Origin of the sequence: Kurthia huakuii LAM0618 (assembly GCF_000505545.1) — a bacterium.
GTDB lineage: Bacteria > Bacillota > Bacilli > Bacillales_A > Planococcaceae > Kurthia > Kurthia huakuii.
In genome coordinates this window covers 73,883-99,043 of the sequence record NZ_AYTB01000008.1, presented here as the reverse complement: position 1 = coordinate 99,043, position 25,161 = coordinate 73,883, and the positions used below count along the sequence as shown (strand labels likewise).

The 25,161-nt window shown below is 42.8% G+C and carries 22 protein-coding genes, 1 tRNA gene and 2 rRNA genes; 7 read left to right on the top strand and 18 right to left on the bottom strand.

Features of this window, described 5'->3' with window-relative positions:
* Positions 1 to 175 precede the first annotated feature (175 nt).
* On the top strand, positions 176 to 1,558 hold the full coding sequence (locus V514_RS0104745) for an alkaline phosphatase (RefSeq protein ID WP_029498632.1): 1,383 nt from the start codon (positions 176 to 178) through the stop codon (positions 1,556 to 1,558).
* Positions 1,559 to 1,571: 13 nt separating this feature from the next.
* Complete coding sequence (locus V514_RS0104740) at positions 1,572 to 2,186, top strand: DUF4352 domain-containing protein (RefSeq protein WP_029498631.1); 615 nt, start codon at positions 1,572 to 1,574, stop codon at positions 2,184 to 2,186.
* Between the two features lie 39 nt (positions 2,187 to 2,225).
* Here V514_RS0104740 and cyoE read toward each other — a convergent pair whose 3' ends face one another.
* Positions 2,226 to 3,149, bottom strand: coding sequence for a heme o synthase (cyoE, locus tag V514_RS0104735; protein ID WP_029498630.1), 924 nt, complete (start codon positions 3,147 to 3,149; stop codon positions 2,226 to 2,228).
* Between the two features lie 261 nt (positions 3,150 to 3,410).
* Here cyoE and proC point away from each other — a divergent pair, with 261 nt between their 5' ends.
* On the top strand, positions 3,411 to 4,199 hold the full coding sequence (proC, locus tag V514_RS0104730) for a pyrroline-5-carboxylate reductase (protein WP_029498629.1): 789 nt from the start codon (positions 3,411 to 3,413) through the stop codon (positions 4,197 to 4,199).
* 239 nt (positions 4,200 to 4,438) lie between these two features.
* Positions 4,439 to 4,657 carry a KTSC domain-containing protein gene (locus V514_RS0104725; protein ID WP_029498628.1) on the top strand — a complete coding sequence of 73 codons (219 nt, stop codon included), beginning with the start codon at positions 4,439 to 4,441 and terminating at the stop codon, positions 4,655 to 4,657.
* 68 nt (positions 4,658 to 4,725) lie between these two features.
* Here V514_RS0104725 and V514_RS0104720 read toward each other — a convergent pair whose 3' ends face one another.
* On the bottom strand, positions 4,726 to 5,004 hold the full coding sequence (locus V514_RS0104720; protein ID WP_029498627.1) for a hypothetical protein: 279 nt from the start codon (positions 5,002 to 5,004) through the stop codon (positions 4,726 to 4,728).
* 60 nt (positions 5,005 to 5,064) lie between these two features.
* Positions 5,065 to 6,282 carry a PPC domain-containing protein gene (locus V514_RS0104715; RefSeq protein ID WP_029498626.1) on the bottom strand — a complete coding sequence of 406 codons (1,218 nt, stop codon included), beginning with the start codon at positions 6,280 to 6,282 and terminating at the stop codon, positions 5,065 to 5,067.
* 171 nt (positions 6,283 to 6,453) lie between these two features.
* On the opposite strand from V514_RS0104715, the gene V514_RS18765 reads away from it, so the two are divergent.
* Together V514_RS18765 and V514_RS0104705 are read left to right on the top strand one after the other, a co-directional pair.
* Positions 6,454 to 7,161, top strand: coding sequence for an AzlC family ABC transporter permease (locus tag V514_RS18765; RefSeq protein ID WP_035944300.1), 708 nt, complete (start codon positions 6,454 to 6,456; stop codon positions 7,159 to 7,161).
* Positions 7,158 to 7,481, top strand: a complete 324-nt coding sequence (locus V514_RS0104705) for an AzlD domain-containing protein (protein WP_029498625.1) — start codon at positions 7,158 to 7,160, stop codon at positions 7,479 to 7,481. The genes V514_RS18765 and V514_RS0104705 overlap by 4 nt, the downstream gene beginning before the upstream one ends.
* A 72-nt stretch (positions 7,482 to 7,553) precedes the next feature.
* Here V514_RS0104705 and V514_RS0104700 read toward each other — a convergent pair whose 3' ends face one another.
* Positions 7,554 to 7,949, bottom strand: coding sequence for a hypothetical protein (locus V514_RS0104700; RefSeq protein WP_029498624.1), 396 nt, complete (start codon positions 7,947 to 7,949; stop codon positions 7,554 to 7,556).
* A gap of 570 nt (positions 7,950 to 8,519) precedes the next feature.
* On the opposite strand from V514_RS0104700, the gene V514_RS0104695 reads away from it, so the two are divergent.
* On the top strand, positions 8,520 to 9,686 hold the full coding sequence (locus tag V514_RS0104695; RefSeq protein ID WP_029498623.1) for a cation:proton antiporter: 1,167 nt from the start codon (positions 8,520 to 8,522) through the stop codon (positions 9,684 to 9,686).
* Positions 9,687 to 9,709: 23 nt separating this feature from the next.
* On the opposite strand, the gene V514_RS0104690 is transcribed toward V514_RS0104695, so the two are convergent.
* The 14 genes from V514_RS0104690 to V514_RS0104620 form a co-directional block, all read right to left on the bottom strand.
* On the bottom strand, positions 9,710 to 10,144 hold the full coding sequence (locus V514_RS0104690) for a hypothetical protein (RefSeq protein ID WP_161630165.1): 435 nt from the start codon (positions 10,142 to 10,144) through the stop codon (positions 9,710 to 9,712).
* A gap of 127 nt (positions 10,145 to 10,271) precedes the next feature.
* Positions 10,272 to 10,967, bottom strand: coding sequence for a YjjG family noncanonical pyrimidine nucleotidase (locus V514_RS0104685; protein WP_029498621.1), 696 nt, complete (start codon positions 10,965 to 10,967; stop codon positions 10,272 to 10,274).
* Positions 10,968 to 11,288: 321 nt separating this feature from the next.
* Entirely contained in the window at positions 11,289 to 12,416 is a 1,128-nt protein-coding gene (gene nspC, locus V514_RS0104675) for a carboxynorspermidine decarboxylase (protein ID WP_029498620.1), read from the bottom strand.
* A complete protein-coding gene (locus V514_RS0104670) occupies positions 12,416 to 13,615 on the bottom strand; it encodes a saccharopine dehydrogenase family protein (RefSeq protein WP_029498619.1) in 1,200 nt (399 codons plus the stop codon). Before V514_RS0104670 ends, nspC begins: the two co-directional genes overlap by 1 nt.
* 18 nt (positions 13,616 to 13,633) lie before the next feature.
* Positions 13,634 to 14,491, bottom strand: a complete 858-nt coding sequence (gene speB, locus V514_RS0104665) for an agmatinase (RefSeq protein ID WP_029498618.1) — start codon at positions 14,489 to 14,491, stop codon at positions 13,634 to 13,636.
* Positions 14,478 to 15,332: a polyamine aminopropyltransferase gene (gene speE / locus V514_RS0104660; protein WP_029498616.1), complete on the bottom strand. Its 855-nt coding sequence runs from the start codon at positions 15,330 to 15,332 to the stop codon at positions 14,478 to 14,480. The genes speB and speE overlap by 14 nt, the downstream gene beginning before the upstream one ends.
* The gene (locus V514_RS0104655) at positions 15,333 to 16,796 is read right to left on the bottom strand and encodes an aminotransferase class I/II-fold pyridoxal phosphate-dependent enzyme (RefSeq protein WP_029498614.1); all 1,464 of its coding nucleotides are present in this window, start codon (positions 16,794 to 16,796) and stop codon (positions 15,333 to 15,335) included.
* Positions 16,797 to 16,802: 6 nt separating this feature from the next.
* Entirely contained in the window at positions 16,803 to 17,558 is a 756-nt protein-coding gene (speD, locus tag V514_RS0104650) for an adenosylmethionine decarboxylase (RefSeq protein WP_029498613.1), read from the bottom strand.
* Between the two features lie 577 nt (positions 17,559 to 18,135).
* A complete protein-coding gene (locus V514_RS0104645) occupies positions 18,136 to 19,113 on the bottom strand; it encodes an alpha-ketoacid dehydrogenase subunit beta (RefSeq protein WP_029498610.1) in 978 nt (325 codons plus the stop codon).
* A complete protein-coding gene (gene pdhA / locus V514_RS0104640; RefSeq protein ID WP_029498607.1) occupies positions 19,113 to 20,141 on the bottom strand; it encodes a pyruvate dehydrogenase (acetyl-transferring) E1 component subunit alpha in 1,029 nt (342 codons plus the stop codon). The genes V514_RS0104645 and pdhA overlap by 1 nt, the downstream gene beginning before the upstream one ends.
* A 12-nt stretch (positions 20,142 to 20,153) precedes the next feature.
* Positions 20,154 to 21,389 carry a dihydrolipoamide acetyltransferase family protein gene (locus V514_RS0104635; RefSeq protein WP_029498605.1) on the bottom strand — a complete coding sequence of 412 codons (1,236 nt, stop codon included), beginning with the start codon at positions 21,387 to 21,389 and terminating at the stop codon, positions 20,154 to 20,156.
* A gap of 350 nt (positions 21,390 to 21,739) precedes the next feature.
* Positions 21,740 to 21,812: transfer RNA gene (locus tag V514_RS0104630), tRNA-Lys, on the bottom strand.
* Positions 21,813 to 21,928 (bottom strand): 5S ribosomal RNA (rrf, locus tag V514_RS0104625).
* A 243-nt stretch (positions 21,929 to 22,171) separates the two neighbouring features.
* A 23S ribosomal RNA gene (locus V514_RS0104620) occupies positions 22,172 to 25,100 on the bottom strand.
* Positions 25,101 to 25,161: the final 61 nt, after the last annotated feature.

Sequence of the window (25,161 nt, the reverse complement as noted above, 5' to 3'; positions counted from 1 at the left end):
TTCCTACATTCTCTCCATCATGCCATAGCTCTGCTATCTCGAACAGCCTTTTAACAAATTTTCGCATAATTTACTGCACAGTTGTTCACGGATTTTACATTTCTTTACGTTCACTTAAACTCACACTTACATTCATTCGATACAGTTACGTTATACCATTTAAGGAGGAAGTTACATGAAAATTTGGTCTAAAAAATTCGCCGCAGTACTCGCAAGCTCAGCTATTGCATTAAGTGCCTTTAGTTCCATTGATGCCGAAGCAAAATCTTCAAAAAAAGAATCGCCGAAAAATATTATTTTCTTAATTGGCGATGGTATGGGGAACTCGTACACATCTGCGTATCGTTACATGCAACATACACCGCAACAGCAATTCGTAAAACAAACACAGCTCGATCAATACTTAATCGGTCAACAAATGACATATCCAGAAGACCCAGCGCAAAATGTGACCGACTCCGCTTCTGCAGCAACAGCCATGTCTGCAGGAATTAAAACATACAATAACGCCATTGCTGTTGATAACGATAACAAGCCGGTAAAAACTGTGTTAGAACGCGCGAAAGAATTAGGAAAAGCAACGGGCCTTGTAGCAACTTCTGAAATTACACATGCCACACCAGCTGCATTTGGTTCGCATGACGAATCACGTAAAAATATGGATGCCATCGCCGATGATTACTTCGATGAATTAGTTGGCAAAAAGCATAAAATCGACGTTATGCTTGGTGGTGGTAAATCAAACTTCGTGCGCGAGGACCGCGATTTAACGAAAGAATTTGAAAAAGCCGGCTTCAACTATGTAACCGATAAAAAGGCATTATCAAAAAATAGCGATGCAAAGCTGCTCGGTTTATTCGCAGATGGTGGCCTTGATAAAATGATTGACCGCGACAGCCAAACGCCGTCACTGCGCGATATGACAACCGCGGCATTAAAACAGTTGAAAAAAGATGATGACGGCTTTTTCTTGATGATTGAAGGAAGTCAAATTGACTGGGCAGGTCATGATAATGATATCGTTGGTGCGATGAGTGAAATGAAAGACTTTGATGCAGCATTCAAAAAAGCGGTTGATTACGCGAAAAAGGATAAAAATACGCTCGTTATTGCCACAGCTGACCACTCAACAGGTGGCTTTTCTGTCGCTGCAAACGGTGAATATAACTGGAACCCTGAAGCATTGCAAGCGTTCTCAAAAACACCGGATTATTTAGCAGCGCAAATCGCTGGTGGCGCCGATGTCGAAGAAACATTGAAAAAACATATCAAACTTGAGTTATCCGCAGACGAAATCGCGCGTGTAAAAGAAGCAGCCGCATCGAAAAAAGTAACGGATATCGACAATGCGATTGAAAAAATTGCCGATACACGTTCAAATACAGGCTGGACAACAGGTGGGCATACGGGTGAAGATGTCAACGTCTACGCTTACGGTCCACAAGCCGACAAATTTGCCGGTCACATCGATAATACCGACCAAGCAAAACTTATTTTCGAACTACTTGAACAAAACACGACATCAAAAACAAAAATCAACGATAAAAAAATGAACTAAAGGAGTTTATGTGATGCCCTTTCGCTTGCTAACTGGCATCTTGCTCATTGCATCGTTAGCTGGGTGCCAACAACATGCGACGGCAGATGACCATAAACCAACGACCGACTATGCAGTTGATTATCAAGTCAACGCGCAAATTCCCGACGATCGCACCTTGCTACAATCAGGTGATACGATTCAAGCGGAAAAAGGCTTTATGACGTTACAACAAGCCAATTTTAAACCACAAACAATCGATGTAGGTGATATTCGCATAACGATTCACGATGTTAAAACGATCGCATTAGAACCTGATTATAGTATGGTTGACTATTTCCATCAATTAACAAGTGACACAACATTTGATATTGTCAAAGCCTTTGTAACGGTTGAAAATACGGCACAACATGTACGCTACTTCTCGCCTGTTGCAACGCTTCAAGCCGCTTCCGGTACGCAAACGTTTGAGCGCGATATTTATTTAGATGCGCTTAACGGTAAATTGGCGCCCGGTGAGAAAAAACAAGGCAATATCGGCTATATTATCCACGATGGCGATACATCGTGGACGGTCACGACAAGTGCCGTCTTTGATGCGCATGAAAAAGAGCTGACAACACCAGCAACCTACACATTAAAACCATAAGAAAAGCAGGAATCCGCGGATTCCTGCTTTTTTATCATGTTAATTAAATTCTAAATAGAGACCAATCAACGAATAAATAATGACCGTTGAGAATAATATAACCATATGAAGTAATGAATAAACGAATAACAGGTTTGCCCACTTCTTCGGATCTTTTTTATGATACCCGTAAATATTTAATACGAGCCATACTGCGCTTAAAATAATCGCTACTAACATTAAGCCGGTGCTCAATGAGCCAAGTGGAATACAGCATAATATTAAGATGACTAAGTACACATTCGTTGTAATGTATGTGCGCTTCATCCCTTTTGCTACCGGTAACATGGGCACATTCGCCGCGCGGTAATCTTCCATCTTACGAATGGCAATCGCATAAAAGTGCGGCATTTGCCAAATCAACTCAATGACGAACAAACTAATAATCGCTGGGTGAAAAATATCATTGCTAACAACACCCCAACCGATTAATGGTGGCATCGCACCTGATAAACTACCAACCTCTGTATTGTATACAGTATGACGTTTTGTCCACATTGTATACGGCACTACATAGAGGAACCACCCTAAAAAGCCGAGTAACGCAGCCATTGGCGATGCGAAATAAAGCATCGCCACACCAACAATTAATAATGAGAAACTAATGACTAACGCCGCAACAGGCGATACTTCGCCGGTCACCGTTGGACGCTTTTGCGTACGCCGCATTTTTGCATCAATATCACGGTCATACCAGTTATTAAACGCACCAGCTCCACCGATTACAGCAGCTGTCCCTGCAATCGCTAATAAAATGGCAAGCTTTTCATCAAATGGATTGACACGATATGTGTACATCGCAAGCATAAGACCTGCAATCATCGTAATCAAATTCGATTTGATAATGCCGGTTTTAACTGTTTGCGCTAACATTTCCATCATCGTAGGATTCTCGACGACGACAGCGGCATTTTGACTTGCCATATTTTTTGTTTTTTGCTGACTTCGCATGTACTTCATTCCTTTACAAATTAGTCGAGCTAATAAGACTAATTCTATTCGTGCTTACTTCTTGCAATACTCCTATCATAACAAAAAATAATTCAATTACCTATTGTATTTGACGATTTCACATAAAAGTCACGATTCATCAGTAATTTTTACACTTTTACTATCGTAAGCAAATGTCTATATTTCTTATGCCCCATTCGCTATACTAAAAACATTCGAAAGGGGTTTTTATTCATGACGATTAGTTTTATTGGTCTTGGTAATATGGCATCAGCGATTGTGCGCGGTATTGCTAGCGCACACGACGACGCCACATTTATCACTGGTTATAACCGAACAACTTCAAAAACAACGGCACTGGCAACTGACACTGGGATTACCGTCGCAACTTCACTGACGCAAGCAGCAGCGGCCGATATTATTTTTCTTGGTGTGAAACCACAGCAGTTAGACGATATTGCGGTGCAACTTCAGCCGTACTTAAAACCTTCTCAACTCCTAATTTCGATGGCAGCAGGAAAAGATATCGCCGCACTCCAAACGATGTTTGCACATGAGGCGATTATGCGCATTATGCCAAATGTTAATGCTGCTGTTGGGCATTCTACGACGAGTTATGCCGTTTCAAGCGCCGTAACTGACGCGCAAAAAACACAAGCAATTGCGCTGTTAGAAGCAACTGGTTCAATGATTGCATTGCCTGAAGAACAGTTCGCAATTTTTTCAGCGATTGCTGGTGCTGCACCTGCGTTCCATTACGTCTATATCGATGCACTTGCACGCGCCGCTGTAAAAGAAGGCATGGCAAAACCGTTAGCGCTACAAATTGCGGCAGATGCTGTTTTAGGTAGTGCTAAAATGGTCTTAGAAAGTCATACACACCCAATTGAACTTGTCGATCAAGTATGTTCTCCTGGTGGTACGACGATTGAAGGCGTCATGACATTAAAGGCACAGTCTTTTGAACACGCTATCCACGAAGCGGTTCATGCAGTGATTGAAAAAGACCGTACATTTGAATAGTAGTGTAGAGAAGCTCGGACATACGTCTAACAACACCATCTCATATGAGCATAAGAAAAACCGGAATCGCGCAGTGGCGCGGTTCCGGTTTTTTGTGGCGAACGCTAAAAAAGGAACAGGAACTGTTTTGTCAAAGCCTCTCTTACTGTTTGTCGTAATTAGATTGACTTTCATTTTCTTTTTCGATATAGTTTAGTTACAAAATGTAAACGTTTTCATAAAAGAAAGGAGTTTTTACGATGCACTCACATATGATCCCGGTAGAATCATCTAAAATTCAGGCGATTGGCTACGAGGCAAGCCCGATGATTTTGCGTGTTGAATTCCATAAAGATGGCGTCTTTGAATACTATGGTGTACCTGAGCTTGTGTACAACGATCTTATGGAAGCAGATTCGCATGGTACTTACTTCACGCGCTCGATTAAAGACCGTTATCGCTACGTGAAAGTTGGTTAAATTCGATAAAAAAAGCAGGAATCCGCGGATTCCTGCTTTTTTTATCTTTGCATACGCCAACATGTTGATTAGTGTTGTTGATTGTCGAGAAAATGCATGGCCTCTGCTAATAGTTCTTTCCATGTGTCGTAACAAGAATGTTCTTTTACAAAAACATTTAAGTCGCTCTCTGATAACTGCTGGACATCGGCAACATTGCTAACATCAATTGGCAATTCTTTTAACAATTGCTCAACAGAAGCAAAATCGGTTTTTTCACGGATAAAATCCTCTGATAATAAATCAGATAAACCATATTTCCCTCCTGTAATGGCCTGCACCTGTCCAAGCAAATCAAGTAAACTCAACACCATCAACTCCCCTAGTTTCGTCTTACCTTTTTTATACCCACTAGATAATCCCGTAAACTATTTTGCTTTGTTGTACGGCACCTTTGTTACAGCACCTTCTGCAAGCGTTGGTTTTTTCAGCGTCACATACACATTGCCGCCTTTTTTATTTAGCCCTTTAAGTGTTTTCGTTTCCGTTGCTTTTGTCGCTTTAAAGCTAGCAATTTTTGTCGTTTTCTTTGCATCGCTATACACATTTACTGTTGCACCGATTGGTAATGCTTTTACAGTAATGCTACTCGTTGCCGCATTTTTTATAGCCACATTTGAACGCTTCATTGTTTTTGAGACGACATTGGCTTTAACAGTGTAGTTTGTATGACCAAATACTTCCTCGTCAGAGCCTGCTACGCGTACATAATACGTGCCTTTGTTGACGAATGTTGAGCTTTTTAACGTCGTCGCTTGGCGATTGGCAACATATTCAAAATTATTGACTAATTTACGATTGGCATCATATAAAACATAGCCAAGGTCTGCCGCACTATTTGATGATGTTGCATTCACAACTAAATTCCCAGATTCCTTTACGTCCACTTTAAAGTAATCCATTGGGTCTAAATCATGTGCCACACCTGTAAATGTTTTATTGAGTGGTAATGCTGTTGCGGTTTTACGGTCATTATTGCTTTCTAATTCGACGTTGTTTTTCGCCTCATATTTCATCGCTAAACGATAGCTTGGATCTTTTTGCTCTTTTAATGATGCACCTGTCACGACTAAATAATACGTGCCTTTTTTCACACCTGTTTTAAACGTTGGGGACGGTTCTTCTAATGGTAAGTATTCGCCTGTTAAACTTTCATACGAATCATCGCCTTCTGTTAAGAATTTTTCGTTCACACCGTAGTTAATCGCCGATGATGAATCAAGTAACTCTTCTAATACCGTTTCAATATCCGTTAATTTTACCGGGCGTAAATAGTCAAAAATATCGCCAAGTGTTTTAAACTCATATGAATAAAACGGGTTTAATTTTGTCGTTAACATGACCGACAATCCTTTATTTTTTGCATCAGCAATATGTACTTTTAATTCGCCATTTTCTGGCACCGTTACTTTAATAACGTCCATCGTATCGCTGTCTAATTGTCCATTTATCGAAGTCGTTGTTGTTTTTGCTGTTGTTTCGTCAATTACACGTTGTTCTAATGCACTCGCAGGCATCGTTGCAGCACTCACAGCCATCGCTCCAGCAAACAATGTTACGACGCTTTTTTTCATGATGTTTTTCATCTATAATCCCCCTAAATCTCTTATATTTATTAATAATAGCAATAAAATAGTAGATTCTACAGTCGTTTTTTCAAAATAATTCCTATTACTTATATCTCCGCAAAAGACCTACAAAACAACGCATAGACTTTAATCAGAATATTCGGTACTATTGAAGCGGAGGTGTGACTTGTGACAGAACCTATACATAATGAAAAAACATTTTTTGATGGCGTCAAAGACTGTCTTCCAACGCTATTTGGTTATATTAGCATTGGCTTTGCTTTTGGTGTCGTTGGCATCGCATCGCACTTATCAACGTTTGAAATCTTCTTATTATCACTGCTCGTTTATGCGGGGGCAGCACAATTTATTTTTTGCGGTCTTTTTGTCGCTGGAACACCCGCATCAGCCATTATTTTAACAACATTTATCGTTAATTTACGCCATTTTTTAATGGCTCTCTCGGTCGCACCTACATTTAAAAAGGACTCGATGCTCCGCAATGTCGGCTTCGGTACATTATTAACCGATGAAACGTATGGTGTCGCCATGACAAAATTAGCACAAGGACAACGCTTATCCGCTAACTGGATGGACGGCTTAAATATGACCGCTTACTTGTCGTGGATTGCTGCTTCTGTCATCGGCGCCGTCGTTGGTAAATGGATTCCAAACCCTGAAAGTTGGGGGTTAGATTTCGCATTAACAGCGATGTTTGTGGCGTTGCTTATTTTAAATTTACAGAGCACACCAAAAGGAAAAGTAACGCATTATTTATTGCTTATTCTTTATATGGGCATCGCGATGTTTGTGCTGATGAATTTTTTACCGGGCCATTTAGCTGTGTTAATTAGCACATTGCTTGTAGCGTTGATTGGGGTGTTAACAGAAAAATGACAACATGGACAATGGTTTTGTTAATTGCCGCTTGCGCACTCGTTACGTGGTTGCCGCGCGTCATCCCGTTTATACTCGTCAAAAGCGTGACACTTCCTTCGTTTGTGATGCGCTTGTTGGCCTACATTCCCATTTGTATTTTAAGCGCGCTCGTCTTTGAATCGTTATTTACAGAAGGCGAACATATGACGACTGTAGCATGGCTCAATTTCGGCGCATTTATTCCAACGCTCTTCATTGCGCTTTGGACAAAAAGCTTATCGAAAACGGTAATTGTTGGCGTCATCACGATGGCAATATTACGTTATTTTTTCGCATAAAAAAAAGAGGTTCGGACATAATCCGAACCTCTTTTTTTATGAATTATTCTTTGTGAAAACAATTCATAACCCCTAGTTTGCTTGTAACATCGATTCTTTCCAGCTCGCTGGTAAGATGGCATTAAATGTCGCGCGTTGCTTATCAGATAGACGTATAATTTGGATACGATCATCGGCCACTACAAAATGATCGCCTTCTTTTGCAGAGAATAAATAACCGAGTAATGCAATGGCAGCGTCAACTGTCATTGTTTTTGCTTCGTATCCTACACGTAATACTTGTTCGAAAATGGTCGTATTCTCATTGTACGCTTCTAATAACGTATCAAATTCTAAATTCGCCACTTTTTTCGTGAACGCTTCCAATTGATGGCGTTTTAATTTGTATAAAATTTCATCATTCGTTAAACCGTTACTGCGTAATGCCTCGATTTGTAATGCTTGTGTTAGTTCAATTGTTACTGTCATAAGCAAACTCCCCTTTTGTGAAAATGAATCACTCGTTTTTTTATAGCAGTATATTTCCAATCCCAATATGGAAATTATATTGTTGTAAATATACAATATCAATTCATTTTCGCGCCGTCAACGTATATAAAAAAATAAAATAATTCTAACAATTAAGTCGCTTTATGTCATTATTTATTTTTTGTTAACTACGCATTATTTTTTCTATTTTTATGCTATTTGCTGTTAAAATGCGTATTATACAGTTATTTTCGCACGTTGTATAGTCGAACATTCAAAAAAATTATACGATATATTTCATTTATTAACGAACATTCAAACTATTAATTGCCTAATGGTTCCGGTTTACCAAAAAGACCAAAATGTATATTTAATTCAAAAAATTTATTTTTATGCATGCATTGTCTCCCGTTATTCCAACGTAAAGCGTCAGACATATTCGATATATTATGATATAATAGTATCGGCATTTGTTCAGTACTTTTAGTAACCCATGCCTATGAAAAAATAATATCGCGAAGTAATGAAAACGATGTATTTTTCTGGATTTTCATAACTGGAGGGTTTTATATGCTAGAGTTAAGCGAATTATTAGCTCAACTCATCATTATTATTGTCGCAGCAAAAGTTTGTGGCGCAATCGCCTCGCGTTTTGGTCAACCGAGCGTGTTAGGCGAAATTATTGCCGGGATTTTAATCGGTCCGGCCGTTTTTGGCCTTGTACATACAGATGGACAGGATGTCATTCATTTACTCAGTGAATTAGGCGTTATTTTCTTAATGTTCTTTGCCGGTGTCGAAACGAATTTAAAAGATTTAACGAGCAGTATGAAATCGGCATTAACCGTTGCGGTATTCGGTGTAATCTTACCGTTTATTGGTGGCTATGTTGTCGGTGTAAGCTTCGGTATGGATACACTCCATGCCATTTTCTTAGGGATTGTTTTAACAGCTACATCGGTTAGTATTTCGGTGCAAACATTCCGCGAGCTAAATTATATGGGGACGCGTGAAGGTGCTACTGTACTCGGTGCCGCCATTGCTGATGACATTATTGGCCTAATTATTTTAGCGATTATGATTAGTATGACTGTCGGCAATGGTGAGCCTATTTCGATTATTGTCTTAAAACAAGTACTATTCTTCATCGCAATTATTGTTATGCATAAGCTCTTACCGCGCATAACAAAACTGATCGTGCGCATACCGATTCCAGATTTAGCGATTGTTTACGGCGTCCTACTATGCTTCTTTTATTCATGGTTTGCTGAATTTATGGGCATTAGTAATATTATCGGCGCCTTCTTCGCTGGGTTAGCATTAGCTAATAACGATATATTACGCGAAAATCTCGAAGGAAAATTATTGCCATCAGTTAACGTTCTGCTAATTCCGGTATTCTTTACGAGCATCGGTCTTGCGGTATCGTTAGATGGACTCCGTGAGCATCTGTTATTAATTCTCGTATTATCGATCGTCGCGGTCGCAACGAAAATTATTGGTGCCGGATTCGGCGCACGCATTACAGGATTTGACTTATCATCGTCACTCATTATCGGGACAGCGATGATTTCACGTGGGGAAGTTGCACTCATTACGTCATCAATTGGGCTAGCAGCAGGATTATTTTCACAACAATATTACACGCCAATGGTCATTGCCATCGTTGTCTCAACGCTGGTCACACCACCGATGTTAAAGGCGCTTATTTCGAAACAACAAAAAGGAGCTGCATAATGCAACTCCTTTTTTTACTCTCATTAAATTGAATTATGTACGACAGTTAAGCGGTCATACCAATAAACGCGGCTCGCAAGTTGCGGATATTCATCGTTTAGTGCAACGCGCGCATTGTCGCGCTTGATTTTTGTTAGATAGCGTTTTAGCGCCGTAAAAATTTGCTCAAAACCATCATGAAACGCATACACAAAGCGTCCGCATGTTGCTGATTCTACAATGAGCTGTTGCGCTGTACGTGTCAATTTCACGGTGTTATTATGATACGTGTTAATTTCTTTGACGCCATCTTGCTCATATAGTTCAACGAGCGCATCGGCAAAATCGACTAAAAAGCGGCCTTGAATCGATGCATGAACAATCGCTTGCTCCTCGTCTTTTAATGTAACGCTTTGAAAAAAATAATCTTCATAATTCCCCAATTTCAACATTTCTTCCCCAATAGAATGCCATTTCATTACCATATTATCGTCTTCCACCTCCGTCTCTATTATGTGCTATTTTTTCTAAAAAAATCAATGTTATTCTAGTAAAAACTTTTATTCTAGTAAAAAAGTCTGCACATTTGCACAGACCCCTCAGTAATTATACAAGTTTTGGTAATAACGCTAAAATACCCTCAATAGAATCGATCGTATACGTTGGTGTAATCGTCGTATCGTTGTCGATGCCGTGGAAATTGAACCAGCACGTATCAATGCCCGCTACGATGCCCCCTTGAATATCACTCGTTAATGAATCGCCAATAATAAGCGTCGTTTCAGGAATAATTTCAGGGGATTCATTGAACACGATATCAAAAAATTCACGCTGTGGTTTATGATAGCCTAACTCCTCGGACACATAAATCGCTTCGAAATATTTCGCAAAATCCGAGTCAGCCAAGCGGCGATGTTGTGTTGAAGCAATGCCGTTTGTCACGATATATTTTGGGATATCTCGCAGCGCTTCAAGCACTTCTTTAGCGCCTGCCACTTGTTCATGGCCCTCCGCTAATAATGCTTGATACTCCGCTGCAAGCGCGACGCCGTCTACGGTAATATCATAAATATAAAACGTTTCAAAAAAACGCGTTTCTAGTAACTGTTCACGTGTCATTTCACCGCGTTCAAATGCACGCCACATACTGCGATTAATTTTTTGATATGTCGCATGTAAACTTTCTTGGTCAAGCGTTGGTCCATAGGTCGATAAAATTGTTGACAATGCCGCTTCTTCAGCCGCATCAAAATTTAAAATCGTATTGTCGACATCAAATAATAAATGTGTATAGTTCTTCATGCTGTTCCTCCAAAATCATTTCAATTAAATCTTATCCTATCATAGAATCGCCATCAATGTAGGGATTTTGTATGATGTTGACTTTTATCATTTTTTTGCAGAAGACATCCTCCTCAACGCGTGGAGTGAGTAGGAGGGGGATAAATGCGGTGCTTAAAAGCATAAACAGAACATTTGTTTTCGTTAAACTAGAAGGCAAACAAAAAGGAGGTGTTCACCTACTAAAAGAATCCCCCACTTCAAGCGAGCTCGTGAAAACGCTAAGTGGGGTAGTTCAAGAAAAAAAGGGAAGTCGCGCATAACACGCCACTCCCCCATTCATTAGGATAACCGCCCTTTAAAATCTGCATAACTAAAACATTGTTGTACATGACATTGGCCATCCGCACGTTGAATCACGATATCCGGTAAAGCCATGCCATTAAATGTATTATTTTTCACCATCGAATAAATCGCCATATCTTCAAATACGAGACGGTCGCCCGGCTTTAGTGGCGCATCAAACGAATAATCGCCAATGACATCGCCGGCAAGACATGTCGGTCCACCTAAACGATACGTAAACGGCTTTTCGCCGGCCTCACCACTCTGTTGTAATGGCGGGCGATACGGCATTTCAAGCACATCTGGCATATGGCATGATGCAGACGTATCTAAAATCGCGATATCACCATCATTATACGTTGTATCTAAAACCGTCGTCACTAAATACCCAGCGTCATAGGCAATCGCCTCACCCGGTTCTAAATAAATACGCAACTCATATTTTTGCTGCATATACGTAATGCATTTTTTCAGCAACGGGAGATTATAGCCCGGCTTTGTAATATGATGACCGCCGCCAAAATTAAGCCATTCCATATCATGCAGTACATCACCAAAGCGTTGTTCGACTGCGAGTATCGTCGTCCATAAATCATCGCTATCTTGCTCGCATAATGTATGAAAATGGAGTCCGGAAACATGCGTTAATGCCTCGCGTTCAAATTGTGCTGCCGTAATACCAAAACGACAGCCCTTTGCACATGGGTCATAAATTTCATGCCCGACTTGCGTTGAATGCTCTGGATTAATACGCAAGCCAATGCTTTTACCAGCCGCGATAACTTGCTCACCAAAGCGTGCGAGTTGCGAAAAGGAATTGAACACAATGTGGTCGCAAAGTTCGACAATTTCCGGAAATTCACTGTCTTTATAAGCGGGTGAGAAAATATGATTTTCCTTGCCCATCTCGTCATGCCCAAGCTTTGCTTCATATAAACCACTCGCCGTTGTCCCATGTAAATAACGACCAATTAACGGATAGAGGCTAAACATACTAAACGCCTTTTGTGCGAGTAAAATATGGCAGCCAGTATCCTCAATGACTTGCTTTAAAATGCGCAAATTACGCTCAATTAATGTTTCATCTACGACATAAGCAGGTGTCGCAATCTCGGTAATGTTCATTAATCAACAAGCTCCGGTGTTAAGCTTTCTTGCCACGGTAGGCCCCATTTATTTAATGCGTCCATGAATGGATCTGGGTCAAATTCTTCGACATTGTAAACACCTGGTTTTTGCCACGTACCATTCATGACAAGCGCTGCGCCAATCATCGCTGGGACACCTGTTGTATACGATACCGCTTGCGAACCAACTTCTGCAAAGCACGCTTCATGGTCACATACATTGTAAACATAATACGTTTTGTCTTGGCCATCTTTTTTACCGCGGAAAATACAGCCGATATTCGTCTTTCCTTTTGTACGTGGGCCAAGTGACGCTGGGTCTGGTAATACCGCTTTTAAAAATTGCAGCGGAATAATTTCTTTGCCTTCGTACATAATCGGCTCAATCGATGTCATACCAACATTTTCTAAACATTGTAAGTGGCGTAAATACGATTCGCCAAATGTCATAAAGAAGCGAATGCGTTGGATTCCAGGAATATTTAATGCCAATGATTCCAATTCTTCGTGATGCAATAAATACATCTCTTTTTCACCGACTTCTGGGAAATTGTAGACGCGCTTAATTTCCATCGGTGCCGTTTCAACCCAGTCACCGTGTTCCCAGTACGAGCCGTTTGCCGTTACTTCGCGAATGTTGATTTCCGGGTTGAAGTTTGTCGCAAATGGATAGCCGTGGTCACCGGCGTTACAGTCTAAAATATCGATGTAATTAATTTCATCGAAGTGGTGTTTTAACGCGTGCGCTGAAAAGACGCCCGTTACGCCTGGATCAAAACCTGAGCCAAGAAGTGCTGTAATGCCTGCTTCCTCAAAGCGTTCGCGGTAATCCCATTGCCATTTGTATTCAAATTTTGCGGTATCTTCAGGCTCGTAATTGGCCGTATCCATATAATGTGTTTTCGTCGCAAGACAAGCATCCATAATCGTTAAATCTTGATATGGCAACGCTAAATTCATGACGATATCCGGTTTAACGGTCTTGATTAAGGCGATTAAGTCGTCGACATTATCGGCATCTACTTGCGCCGTTGTAATGATTGTACCTTGACCGTCTAATTTTTCTTTTAACGCATCACATTTTGATTTTGTACGGCTCGCAATGCAAATTTCTTCAAATATCTCGCTATTTTGTACACATTTATGAATGGCTACAGACGCGACACCGCCGCAGCCAATAATTAACGCTTTTCCCATTGTTACATAACCTCTTTTCTATTTTTGTAGTGCAATTAAAAATTCGCGAATCACTTTACCAGCAAGTGCTGTTGAGCGGCCTGATGGATCATACATTGGTGCTAATTCGTTGACGTCACAGGCAACAACATTCGCTTGTTGACTAACAGTAATCAAGGCGGTAAGAAGTTCCGTAAAGGTCACACCGCCCGCTTCTGGTGTCCCGGTACCTGGAAATTCTGACGGGTCTAGCACATCTAAATCAATCGTGAAATAAACGGGCTTATTACCAATCGCTTGAAGCGCCTCAGCCAAGCCATTAAAATTAAATTTTTGTAACGTCGTATGCCCGGCATCGGCCCATTCAAATTCCGGGCGGTCTCCCGAACGAATACCGAAATGATAAATTTTGTCGTCGCCAACTAAGTCATGACAACGGCGTAAGACAGTCGCATGCGATAACTTTTCACCTAAATAGTCATCGCGTAAATCCGTATGCGCATCAAAATGAATCATATGTAAATCCGGATATTTTTTAACGGCCGCGCGCACAGCACCAAGCGTTACTAAATGTTCGCCACCAATCATAAACGGCACTTTCCCGTCAGCTAAAATCGTTGCTGCACGCGCTTCAATGTCTGCTAGTACGCGCGCTGGATTGCCAAATGGCAGCTCTAAATCGCCACTATCAAATACCGCATAATCCGTTAAATCTTTTTGTTGGTACGGGCTATACGTTTCTAAGCCAAATGATTCGGCACGGACCGCTGACGGACCAAAACGCGTCCCGGGGCGGTAGCTCGTCGTGCCATCAAATGGAACGCCATATAGTACATGCGTTGCGTCGGTATAAGCCGCTTCGCAACCGATAAATGTTTGAATGTTAGGCTTCAACATCGGCTAACAACTCCTCTACATAATTTGGTAAGCAAAATGCGCCGACATGTAACTGATGATTGTAATATTTCGTCGGAATATTCAATCTTTTGAAGCGCTCCGCCTGCTGATCATTAATCGGATGATAATGTTTTGATGCAAATCCAAAAAGCCAATGTCCCGATGGATACGTCGGAATATGCGCTTGGTAAACGCGGCTAATCGGAAAACTTTCGACAATACGCTTATGCGCGCGCTGCATCGCTAAACGATCCTCGGCATAAAATGGACTTTCGTGCTGATTGACCATGATACCATCTGCTTTCAATGCGCTATAGCAATTACCATAAAATTCTTTCGTAAATAACCCCTCACCTGGTCCAAACGGGTCCGTTGAATCAACAATAATCAGGTCATATTGGTTTTCGGCATGGCGGACATATTTTAAGCCATCTGCAATATGAATATGCACGCGTGAATCGGCAAAACCACACGCTGTTTGCGGTAGATACTGTTTACAAACCTCGATTACTTGCGCATCGATTTCGACAAGGTCAATGTGTTCAATCGTGTCATAATGTGCTAGCTCACGTAAAATACCACCATCACCGGCGCCAATGACTAAAATATGTTTCGCATTCGGATGGACCGCCATCGGCACATGCACGAGCATTTCGTGATAAATAAATTCATCTTTTTCAGTGAGCATCATATAACCATCAAGCGTTAAAAAGCGGCCAAATTCAGCGGATTCAAATACGTCGATGCGCTGAAATTCACTTTGTGCGCTATAAAGCTGCTTGTTCACTTTAATCGAAAACTTCACATCTTTTGTATGCGGCTCGCTATACCAAAGCTCCATTTAGACACCTTCCTTCACGACATTTAATTTTTCTACGTGTAAATCTTCAGTGCCCGTTAATTGGCAGCCCTTTTCTTTTGCATAAGCAATATAATTAACGATAGCGTTCGTTACGACTTCACCTGGTCCTAAAATCGGAATTCCCGGCGGATAACACATCACAAATTCACCGCACGTACGACCAACTGCGGCCTGAAGCGGTACTAATTCCTTTTGTGCATAAAATGCTTGCTGCGGTGAAATTGCGACAAGTGGTTCGATATATTCTTGTGTCAGCATGCCTTTTTTTGAGCGTTCAAAGCGACGTTTAATATCGGCTAATGCGCCAACTAAACGCTCGATATCGCGCTCGCGGTCACCGACGGAAAGATACGCCAAAATATTACCAAGGTCGCCAAATTCAATTTGAATATCGTAATCATCACGTAAAATATCGTACACTTCAATTCCCGCTAAACCTACGTTTAAAGTATGAATAGACAGTTTCGTCGGGTCCAAATCATAGACGCTGTCGCCATTGATCAAATCGCGACCAAACACATAATAACCGCCAATAGTATGTAATTCGTTGCGCACATAGTTTGTATAATCGACGACTTGCTCAAAAATCGCATGACCGTTTAATGCCAAATTACGGCGTGATAAATCTAAACTGGCCATGAGTAAATACGACGCGCTTGTCGTTTGCGTCAAATTGACGACTTGTCGTACATAATCGGCATTCATGTCCGGTCCCATTAATAAAAAGGAACTTTGCGTCAAACTACCGCCAGACTTATGCATACTAACGGCGGCCATATCGGCACCAGCATTCATTGCTGTCATCGGCATATTTTTACCAAAATAAAAATGCGTGCCATGTGCCTCATCTGCTAACACCTTCATACCTGCTTTATGTGCGACATCCACGATGCCCTTTAAATCCGAGCAAATGCCGTAATAGGTTGGGTTGTTGACAAAGACGGCCTTCGCATTTGGATGCTCGGTAATCGCGCGTTCTAGTTGTGCAATTGACATACCGAGCGCAATGCCAAGTTCTTCATTGGCCTCCGGGTTCACATAAACCGGAATCGCCCCGTTTAATACGAGCGCATTTAGTACACTGCGATGCACATTGCGCGGCAAAATGATTTCATCGCCCTGTTTCGTCGTGCTAAAGACCATCGCCTGCACAGCAGACGTCGTACCACCGACCATAAAAAATGCGGCGTGCGCACCAAAAGCTTGCGCCGCTATTTCTTCTGCTTCTTTAATGACCGATACAGGGTGACATAAATTATCGAGTGGTTTCATCGAATTGACATCGACAGCCAATGCATGTTCGCCTAAAAATGCGGCAAGCTCTGGATTGCCGCGGCCACGCTTATGACCTGGCACATCAAACGGTACGATGCGCTGTTTTTTAAAGTCCATCAATGCTTCATAAAGCGGTGCCTTATGCTGCATTGTTACGAGTTGCTGCATGAATCGTTACACTCCCGTTCCGTGAAAAATTTCTTCCATTTCGACATGAAGCGCTGCGAGCATCTGCTCTTTTTTCAGCGGCGACACGTCAGCTAAATCCATATCAAAGACATAATTTTCGAGTGGTAAGTCTTTTAAACGCATACGCGTGTGAAACAAGTTAGCGCGAGGGACATTCATATCGTCAACATCATATTTTTCAAGTGTCGTTGATGCAATATAGTCTTGAATCGAGTGGACTAGATGATCAATATATACTTTGTTACCACGAACATCACGCGTAAATCCTCGCACGCGGTAATCCATCGTAATAACATCTGAATCGAATGATGAAATTAAATAATCGAGTGTCGACAGCGGTGTAATCTCACCACATGTCGCGACATCAATGTCTACGCGAAACGTCGCTAAATGATTTTCCGGATGAAATTCTGGATACGTATGCACCGTCACATGACTTTTATCTAAATGTGCCACAAGCGTATCGCTGCCGTAACGCGCTAGTTGATGCTCAGCAATTAAACATGTCACACTCGCACCTTGTGGATCATAATCTTGCTTCGAAACATGTAACACGCGTGCACCAATCATGTCGGTCACATGCAATAAAATTTCTGTTAGCCGCTCTGCATTATATTGCTCATCAATGTATTCAATATACGCTCGCTGCTCTGCAGACGTCTCCGCATAGCATATATCGTAAATATTAAAACTTAGCGCCTTCGTTAAATTATTAAAACCATAAAGCTTTAGCCGTTCCATTTCTCACACCTCCAACAAAAAAAAGAGCAAGCAATGCACATTTGGGCATCACTTGCTCTGGATATAAACATACGAAGTCGTAAAAAATAGACAAGTTCAGAAAAAAACAGAAAAAATCGCCTACATTCCGTATCGGTTTCGAAGTTAATCCTATCATGGCTTTTTAGAGTCTATATAGCAAACAATTACTTTTACTACTCATATTGACCAATTTCACAAGTTGATGTGCATTTAAACACTGGTTGTAAAGTAACCAACTTATAAAACTTGAGCTTCTAACTCAATCAATAGGTGGAATGGCTCCACCAAGCGGCAGTCGACCCGGCTGTCCGTATGGCCTTAACTCCTCTCGTAGGAGTGGTCAAATAATCATTGCTCGGAAAGACTCACTCGAAAACGACTTTCCTGTTGAACAACGCACTTATCGTACCAACACACTGCAAGCATGTCAATAATTTTTAGAAAATTCTCATAGTGTTTTTTTATTTTACAATTAAAGAAAACCTGCCATTCTTACATTTTTACAGCATGAAAAAAAGTCACATTTCTCGAACATTCCATGTGACTTTCGGTTTTTTTATTCGTATGTTAATAGTTCATCAATTGCTGTTTTAACGCGGCTTGGATTTGGCATCCAGTCGCGCTCAATCGTGCCAGCAGGGTACGGCGAATCAAAGCCTGTCACGCGTTTAATTGGCCCAACAAGTGAGAAAATCGCACGTTCTGACACGAGCGCCGCAATTTCCGCACCGATACCATTCGTTTTGACTGCTTCATGCACAATGCACAATCGTTCGGTTTTTTCGACAGAAGCAACAATCGTATCAATGTCGAGTGGTGCGACCGTCCGCAAGTCAATTAACTCGATTGACACTCCATTTGTCGCATATTCTTCAACTACTTGCTGTAGCCACACAACCGGGGGCCCCCATGTAACAATCGTCGCATCGCTCCCGGCTTGCACAATTTTCGCTTCACCAATAGTTACCGTATACGCCTCATCTGGCACCTCTTCACGCACTGAGCGATAAATACTCATCGGTTCTAAAAAAAGTACCGGGTCCGGGTCTTCAATCGCCGCAAGCAATAAACCTTTTGCATCATAAGGGCTTGAAGGCATCACAATTTTCATGCCTGGCGAATGACTAAAAATCGCTTCGATACTGTCGGCATGAAGTTCCGGTGTATTGACACCCGCACCATACGGACTACGCACGACAATCGGTGCATGAAAGCGCCCATTTGAACGATAGCGCATACGCGTTGCTTGGCTAACCATTTGATCCATCGCCTCATAAATAAAGCCAAAAAATTGGATTTCTGCGATGGGACGTAAGCCGTTGACACTCATGCCAACCGCCGTCCCAATGATGCCCGATTCAGCGAGCGGTGTATCGATAACGCGCATCGCTCCGTACTTCTCTTTAAGGCCATCTGTCACGCGGAATACGCCGCCATTTGTCGCAACATCTTCGCCTAATAACACGACATCATCATGCTCCATCGCCTGGAATAATGCTTCATTAATCGCTTGTACAATCGTTTTTTCGCTCATTATGCGTTCCCCCTTAACCCGTCGATTTGCTCTTGAATAAGCGTTGGTGGTGTTGCATATACTTTTTCGAGCATATCTGCTAATGTTGGTGGCGGTGTTTCTTCAATTTTCGCCACAGCTTCCTCAATCTCCGCTGAAGCGCGTTCTTCAATTGCACGCTCAAATGCCTCATCCCATAAGCCACGCGCTGTTAAAAAAGCACGCATACGCACAAGCGGGTCTTTTTGCTGCCACTGCTCCTCTTCTATTTGTTCACGGTATTTTTTCGGGTCATCCGATGTTGTATGTGGTCCCAAACGATACGTTACAGCCTCGACAAACACCGGGCCATTTTGCGCCTTGTCATAAGCACGTTTCATGACGTCATAGCACGCTAACACATCGTTACCATCGACATACTCATACGCCATATTATACGCTTTGGCGCGCTCGACAATCGTGTCGGTATTCATTTGTTTACGCACCGGTGTACTAATGGCATATTGATTATTTTGACAAACAAATACGACAGGTAGCTTATAGACGGCGGCAAAGTTAAGTGCTTCATGGAAGTCCCCTTGACTCGTCGCGCCATCGCCAAAAAAGGTAATCGTCCGCGCGCTATCTCCTTTAATTTTTGAAGCAAAAGCGACACCAACGGCATGAAGCATTTGCGCTGCAATAATAATTTGCACAGGCAACACATTTACACCCTCAGGAGCTCCGCCGCCATCACTATAGCCTTTGAAATAACGAATAATATTTTCTAGTGGCATACCATGTAACATCGTTGCTACAGAATCACGATAACTCGGTGCCATCCAGTCCTCTTTATTGAGCACGAGTGCGCTCGCTACTTGAATCGCTTCTTGTCCACTAACAGGCGCCACAAGTGCCATACGCCCTTGACGTTGCATTTTAAACATCTTTGTATCAATCATGCGCCCACGTTTCATTTCAGCGTACATCGTCGTTAGCAATTCGTCTGATGGCAACGTTACATCACCGAGTAAATTTCCTTGTTCGTCTAGCCATTTTGTCATATCCATCTCTGGCACCTCCTATGATTTTAATAACAAGCGATTTGGATTTTCCACATAACTTTTAAAGGCTTCCATAAAGTACCCAACGGCTTCCCCGTCAATAACGCGGTGATCAAATGATAAACTCGAGCCCATCACCGTACCAATACCAATTGTACGGTCTGGCAAAATGACCGGTTTTTCAGCCATCGCATGCAAGCCTAAAATTGCTACTTGTGGCGCCGTCATAACAGGTGTTGCATAGACGCCGCCGCGCATACCCGTACTTGAAATCGTAAACGTTGCGCCTTTTAATTCATGCAGTGATAACTTATTATCGCGACCACGCTCTGTTAAGTCATAAAGCTGTGCCGCAATTTCTTCTAATGACAGCGTTTCGACATTATGAATCACCGGTACGATTAAACCTTGTTTTGTCGCCATCGCCACGCCGATATTAATATTTTCATGGTAAATAATTTCTTCATTTTCCTCATCGATACTCGCATTAAAAATCGGATTTTCTTGCAACACATGTACAGCGATTTTAATAAAGAATGGCAAATACGTTAACGACTGTTCTGTAAACGCTTTCAAGTCTTTACGCACGCGATTAAGTTCATCTACTTGCATGTCGTACATCGCTGTTGTGTGCGGAATTGTCGCCAATGAATGTGCAATATTTTGATACATCTGTTTGCGCACACCAGAAATTTTTTCACGGCGCTTTTCTCCCATCACTGGTGCAACGCGATGTACCGACACTTTCGCTGCCTCTTGTTTTTGTGATGGTTCTGTTGGTGTTTCGCCGGTTGCCGCATGTCGTACATCTTCTTTTGTAATGCGGCCATGCGCAGCAGAAGCATGGACAAGCTGAATATCTACGCCTAATTCGCGCGCTAACTTTCGAACGCTTGGTGCCGCCTTAATACGTACAGGCCCTTGCCCACGGTCCGCCGGTTGTGCTACCATTGCAGCCGTCTCCGATTGTGGCTTGGACGCTATTTCAAGTTCGGCTGGTTGTGCTGCGGCTGCGCCTTCCCCTGTATCTACTTCAACAAGTGTATCGCCAACGATAATTCGTTGCCCAATATCACCAATACGTTGCATAATGATTCCTTTTTTTGGAGCTGTTACTTCGATGGCCACCTTATCTGTTTGCAATTCTACCAGTGCCTCGTCACGTTCTACTGTATCGCCGACGTTCACAAACCACTGCAAAATTTCAGCTTCATGTAGCCCTTCACCAACGTCTGTAAACAACACTCTTTCCACAGAAATCACCTCGTTTATGTTATTTTTAGCTGTTTAAAGTTATTTTATTGTCTGTATCATCATCATATTCGATTGCGAATTATTTTACAATATATAAGTATATTCTTAATTTTCTGAAAATTACTTATTTTATCATTCTTTTCTAATGTAATATATTATATATTTCTTTATGAATATAATAATGAGCTTCATACATTCATCAGTATAATGACTTTTCTCTCGTTGCTATAGTGATTATTGTCATTTCATACTAGTATGAGGTATAACATATAGATTTTAAGTTTACAGCATAGAAAAAAACACGCTGTTTAACTAGATTTCTCTAGTTAAAACAACGTGTTTTTTTGAAATGAGTCATGCAGGATTCGAACCAGCGACCCTCTGATTAAAAGTCAGATGCTCTACCAACTGAGCTAATGACTCGCCTAGCAACGTCCTACTCTCGCAGGGGGAAACCCCCAACTACCATCGGCGCTAAAGAGCTTAACTACTGTGTTCGGCATGGGAACAGGTGTGACCTCTTTGCCATCATCACTAGACTCTTAGTTACGGCTTCTGCTCTGCTTCGTACTACATTGTCAGCTGTTTCATTCACATCCTCACATACTGAAGTATGCTCCGGTGTTCATTCATTGCTTCCTCGTATTACTAGCCTATCAGAACCCTTACGTACAAGGATGTACTGACTTACGCGTTACAACATGGACGTTGTGAACTTAGCGTAAGTTCCTTGAAAGAATTGTTCTTTCAAAACTGGATAAAATTGTGACATGAAAGTATATTTGGTTAAGTCCTCGACCTATTAGTATTCGTCAACTCCGTATGTCGCCATACTTCCATCTCGAACCTATCTACCTGATCGTCTTTCAGGGGTCTTACTTACTTGCGTAATGGGAAATCTCATCTTGAGGGGGGCTTCATGCTTAGATGCTTTCAGCACTTATCCCGTCCACACATAGCTACCCAGCGATGCCTTTGGCAAGACAACTGGTACACCAGCGGTGTGTCCATCCCGGTCCTCTCGTACTAAGGACAGCTCCTCTCAAATTTCCTACGCCCACGACGGATAGGGACCGAACTGTCTCACGACGTTCTGAACCCAGCTCGCGTACCGCTTTAATGGGCGAACAGCCCAACCCTTGGGACCGACTACAGCCCCAGGATGCGATGAGCCGACATCGAGGTGCCAAACCTCCCCGTCGATGTGGACTCTTGGGGGAGATAAGCCTGTTATCCCCAGGGTAGCTTTTATCCGTTGAGCGATGGCCCTTCCATGCGGAACCACCGGATCACTAAGCCCGTCTTTCGACCCTGCTCGACTTGTAGGTCTCGCAGTCAAGCTCCCTTGTGCCTTTACACTCTGCGAATGATTTCCAACCATTCTGAGGGAACCTTTGGGCGCCTCCGTTACCTTTTAGGAGGCGACCGCCCCAGTCAAACTGTCTGCCTGACACTGTCTCCCACCCCGATAAGGGGTGCGGGTTAGAAGTTCAATACATTTAGGGTAGTATCCCAACAACGCCTCCACCGAAACTGGCGTTCCGGTCTCTCAGGCTCCTACCTATCCTGTACAAAATGTATCAAAATTCAATATCAAGCTACAGTAAAGCTCCATGGGGTCTTTCCGTCCTGTCGCGGGTAACCTGCATCTTCACAGGTACTATAATTTCACCGAGTCTCTCGTTGAGACAGTGCCCAAATCGTTACGCCTTTCGTGCGGGTCGGAACTTACCCGACAAGGAATTTCGCTACCTTAGGACCGTTATAGTTACGGCCGCCGTTTACTGGGGCTTCAATTCTCAGCTTCGCTTGCGCTAACCAATCCTCTTAACCTTCCAGCACCGGGCAGGCGTCAGCCCCTATACATCACCTTACGGTTTAGCAGAGACCTGTGTTTTTGATAAACAGTCGCTTGGGCCTATTCACTGCGGCTCTCTCGGGCTTGCACCCTACCAGAGCACCCCTTATCCCTAAGTTACGGGGTCATTTTGCCGAGTTCCTTAACGAGAGTTCTCTCGCTCACCTTAGGATTCTCTCCTCGACTACCTGTGTCGGTTTGCGGTACGGGCACCTCTCACCTCGCTAGAGGCTTTTCTTGGCAGTGTGAAATCAGGAACTTCGCTCTAAGAGCTTCGCTATCACAGCTCAATGTTAAAGAGTGCGGATTTGCCTACACTCACACCTCACTGCTTAGACGCGCATAACCAACAGCGCGCTTACCCTATCCTACTGCGTCCCCCCATTACTCAAATGGTGAGGAGGTGGTACAGGAATATCAACCTGTTATCCATCGCCTACGCCTATCGGCCTCGGCTTAGGTCCCGACTAACCCTGAGCGGACGAGCCTTCCTCAGGAAACCTTAGTCATTCGGTGGATGGGATTCTCACCCATCTTTCGCTACTCATACCGGCATTCTCACTTCTAAGCGCTCCACCAGTCCTTACGATCTGACTTCACAGCGATTAGAACGCTCTCCTACCACGGACATCTGAGATGTCCATCCACAGCTTCGGTGAATCGTTTAGCCCCGATACATTTTCGGCGCAGCGTCACTCGACCAGTGAGCTATTACGCACTCTTTAAATGATGGCTGCTTCTGAGCCAACATCCTGGTTGTCTAAGCAACGTCACATCCTTTTCCACTTAACGATTACTTGGGGACCTTAGCTGGTGGTCTGGGCTGTTTCCCTTTTGACTACGGATCTTATCACTCGCAGTCTGACTCCCGCGTATAAATCATTGGCATTCGGAGTTTGTCTGAATTCGGTAATCCGGGATGGACCCCTAGTCCAAACAGTGCTCTACCTCCAAGATTCTTAGCCGCGAGGCTAGCCCTAAAGCTATTTCGGAGAGAACCAGCTATTTCCAGGTTCGATTGGAATTTCTCCGCTACCCACACCTCATCCCCGCACTTTTCAACGTACGTGGGTTCGGGCCTCCAGTAAGTGTTACCTTACCTTCACCCTGGACATGGGTAGATCACCTGGTTTCGGGTCTACAACCACATACTCATTCGCCCTATTCAGACTCGCTTTCGCTACGGCTCCGCCTTATCAGCTTAACCTTGCATGGGATCGTAACTCGCCGGTTCATTCTACAAAAGGCACGCTATCACCCATTAACGGGCTCTAACTACTTGTAGGCACATGGTTTCAGGATCTCTTTCACTCCCCTTCCGGGGTGCTTTTCACCTTTCCCTCACGGTACTGGTTCACTATCGGTCACTAGAGAGTATTTAGCCTTGGGAGATGGTCCTCCCAGATTCCGACGGAATTTCACGTGTTCCGCCGTACTCAGGATCCACTCTGGAGGGAATGAACTTTCAACTACAGGACTGTTACCTTCTTTGGTGGGCCTTTCCATGCCGCTTCGCTTAACTCATTCCTTTGTAACTCCGTATAGAGTGTCCTACAACCCCAAGGAGCAAGCTCCTTGGTTTGGGCTCTTCCCGTTTCGCTCGCCGCTACTAAGGGAATCGAATTTTCTTTCTCTTCCTTCAGGTACTTAGATGTTTCAGTTCCCTGAGTCTGCCATCATCACGCTATGAATTCACGTGTAGATACTGTCCTATTAAAAACAGTGGGTTCCCCCATTCGGAAATCTCCGGATCAAAGCTCACTTACAGCTCCCCGAAGCATATCGGTGTTAGTGCCGTCCTTCATCGGCTTCTAGTGCCAAGGCATCCGCCATGCGCCCTTAATAACTTAACCTATATAAGTTATTAAGCCTAAAAAATTAAAACTTAATAATAAAAAAATCTATAATAGAAAT

What these genes read in the sequence shown, in the direction of transcription:
- V514_RS0104745 (WP_029498632.1), top strand. Translation starts at nt 176, where the DNA reads ATGAAAATTTGGTCTAAAAAATTCGCCGCAGTACTCGCAAGCTCAGCT.
- V514_RS0104740 (WP_029498631.1), top strand. Translation starts at nt 1,572, where the DNA reads ATGCCCTTTCGCTTGCTAACTGGCATCTTGCTCATTGCATCGTTAGCT.
- cyoE (WP_029498630.1), bottom strand. Translation starts at nt 3,149, where the DNA reads ATGGCAAGTCAAAATGCCGCTGTCGTCGTCGAGAATCCTACGATGATG.
- proC (WP_029498629.1), top strand. Translation starts at nt 3,411, where the DNA reads ATGACGATTAGTTTTATTGGTCTTGGTAATATGGCATCAGCGATTGTG.
- V514_RS0104725 (WP_029498628.1), top strand. Translation starts at nt 4,439, where the DNA reads ATGCACTCACATATGATCCCGGTAGAATCATCTAAAATTCAGGCGATT.
- V514_RS0104715 (WP_029498626.1), bottom strand. Translation starts at nt 6,282, where the DNA reads ATGAAAAACATCATGAAAAAAAGCGTCGTAACATTGTTTGCTGGAGCG.
- V514_RS0104705 (WP_029498625.1), top strand. Translation starts at nt 7,158, where the DNA reads ATGACAACATGGACAATGGTTTTGTTAATTGCCGCTTGCGCACTCGTT.
- V514_RS0104700 (WP_029498624.1), bottom strand. Translation starts at nt 7,949, where the DNA reads ATGACAGTAACAATTGAACTAACACAAGCATTACAAATCGAGGCATTA.
- V514_RS0104695 (WP_029498623.1), top strand. Translation starts at nt 8,520, where the DNA reads ATGCTAGAGTTAAGCGAATTATTAGCTCAACTCATCATTATTATTGTC.
- V514_RS0104690 (WP_161630165.1), bottom strand. Translation starts at nt 10,144, where the DNA reads ATGAAATGGCATTCTATTGGGGAAGAAATGTTGAAATTGGGGAATTAT.
- V514_RS0104685 (WP_029498621.1), bottom strand. Translation starts at nt 10,967, where the DNA reads ATGAAGAACTATACACATTTATTATTTGATGTCGACAATACGATTTTA.
- nspC (WP_029498620.1), bottom strand. Translation starts at nt 12,416, where the DNA reads ATGAACATTACCGAGATTGCGACACCTGCTTATGTCGTAGATGAAACA.
- V514_RS0104670 (WP_029498619.1), bottom strand. Translation starts at nt 13,615, where the DNA reads ATGGGAAAAGCGTTAATTATTGGCTGCGGCGGTGTCGCGTCTGTAGCC.
- speB (WP_029498618.1), bottom strand. Translation starts at nt 14,491, where the DNA reads ATGTTGAAGCCTAACATTCAAACATTTATCGGTTGCGAAGCGGCTTAT.
- speE (WP_029498616.1), bottom strand. Translation starts at nt 15,332, where the DNA reads ATGGAGCTTTGGTATAGCGAGCCGCATACAAAAGATGTGAAGTTTTCG.
- V514_RS0104655 (WP_029498614.1), bottom strand. Translation starts at nt 16,796, where the DNA reads ATGCAGCAACTCGTAACAATGCAGCATAAGGCACCGCTTTATGAAGCA.
- speD (WP_029498613.1), bottom strand. Translation starts at nt 17,558, where the DNA reads ATGGAACGGCTAAAGCTTTATGGTTTTAATAATTTAACGAAGGCGCTA.
- V514_RS0104645 (WP_029498610.1), bottom strand. Translation starts at nt 19,113, where the DNA reads ATGAGCGAAAAAACGATTGTACAAGCGATTAATGAAGCATTATTCCAG.
- pdhA (WP_029498607.1), bottom strand. Translation starts at nt 20,141, where the DNA reads ATGGATATGACAAAATGGCTAGACGAACAAGGAAATTTACTCGGTGAT.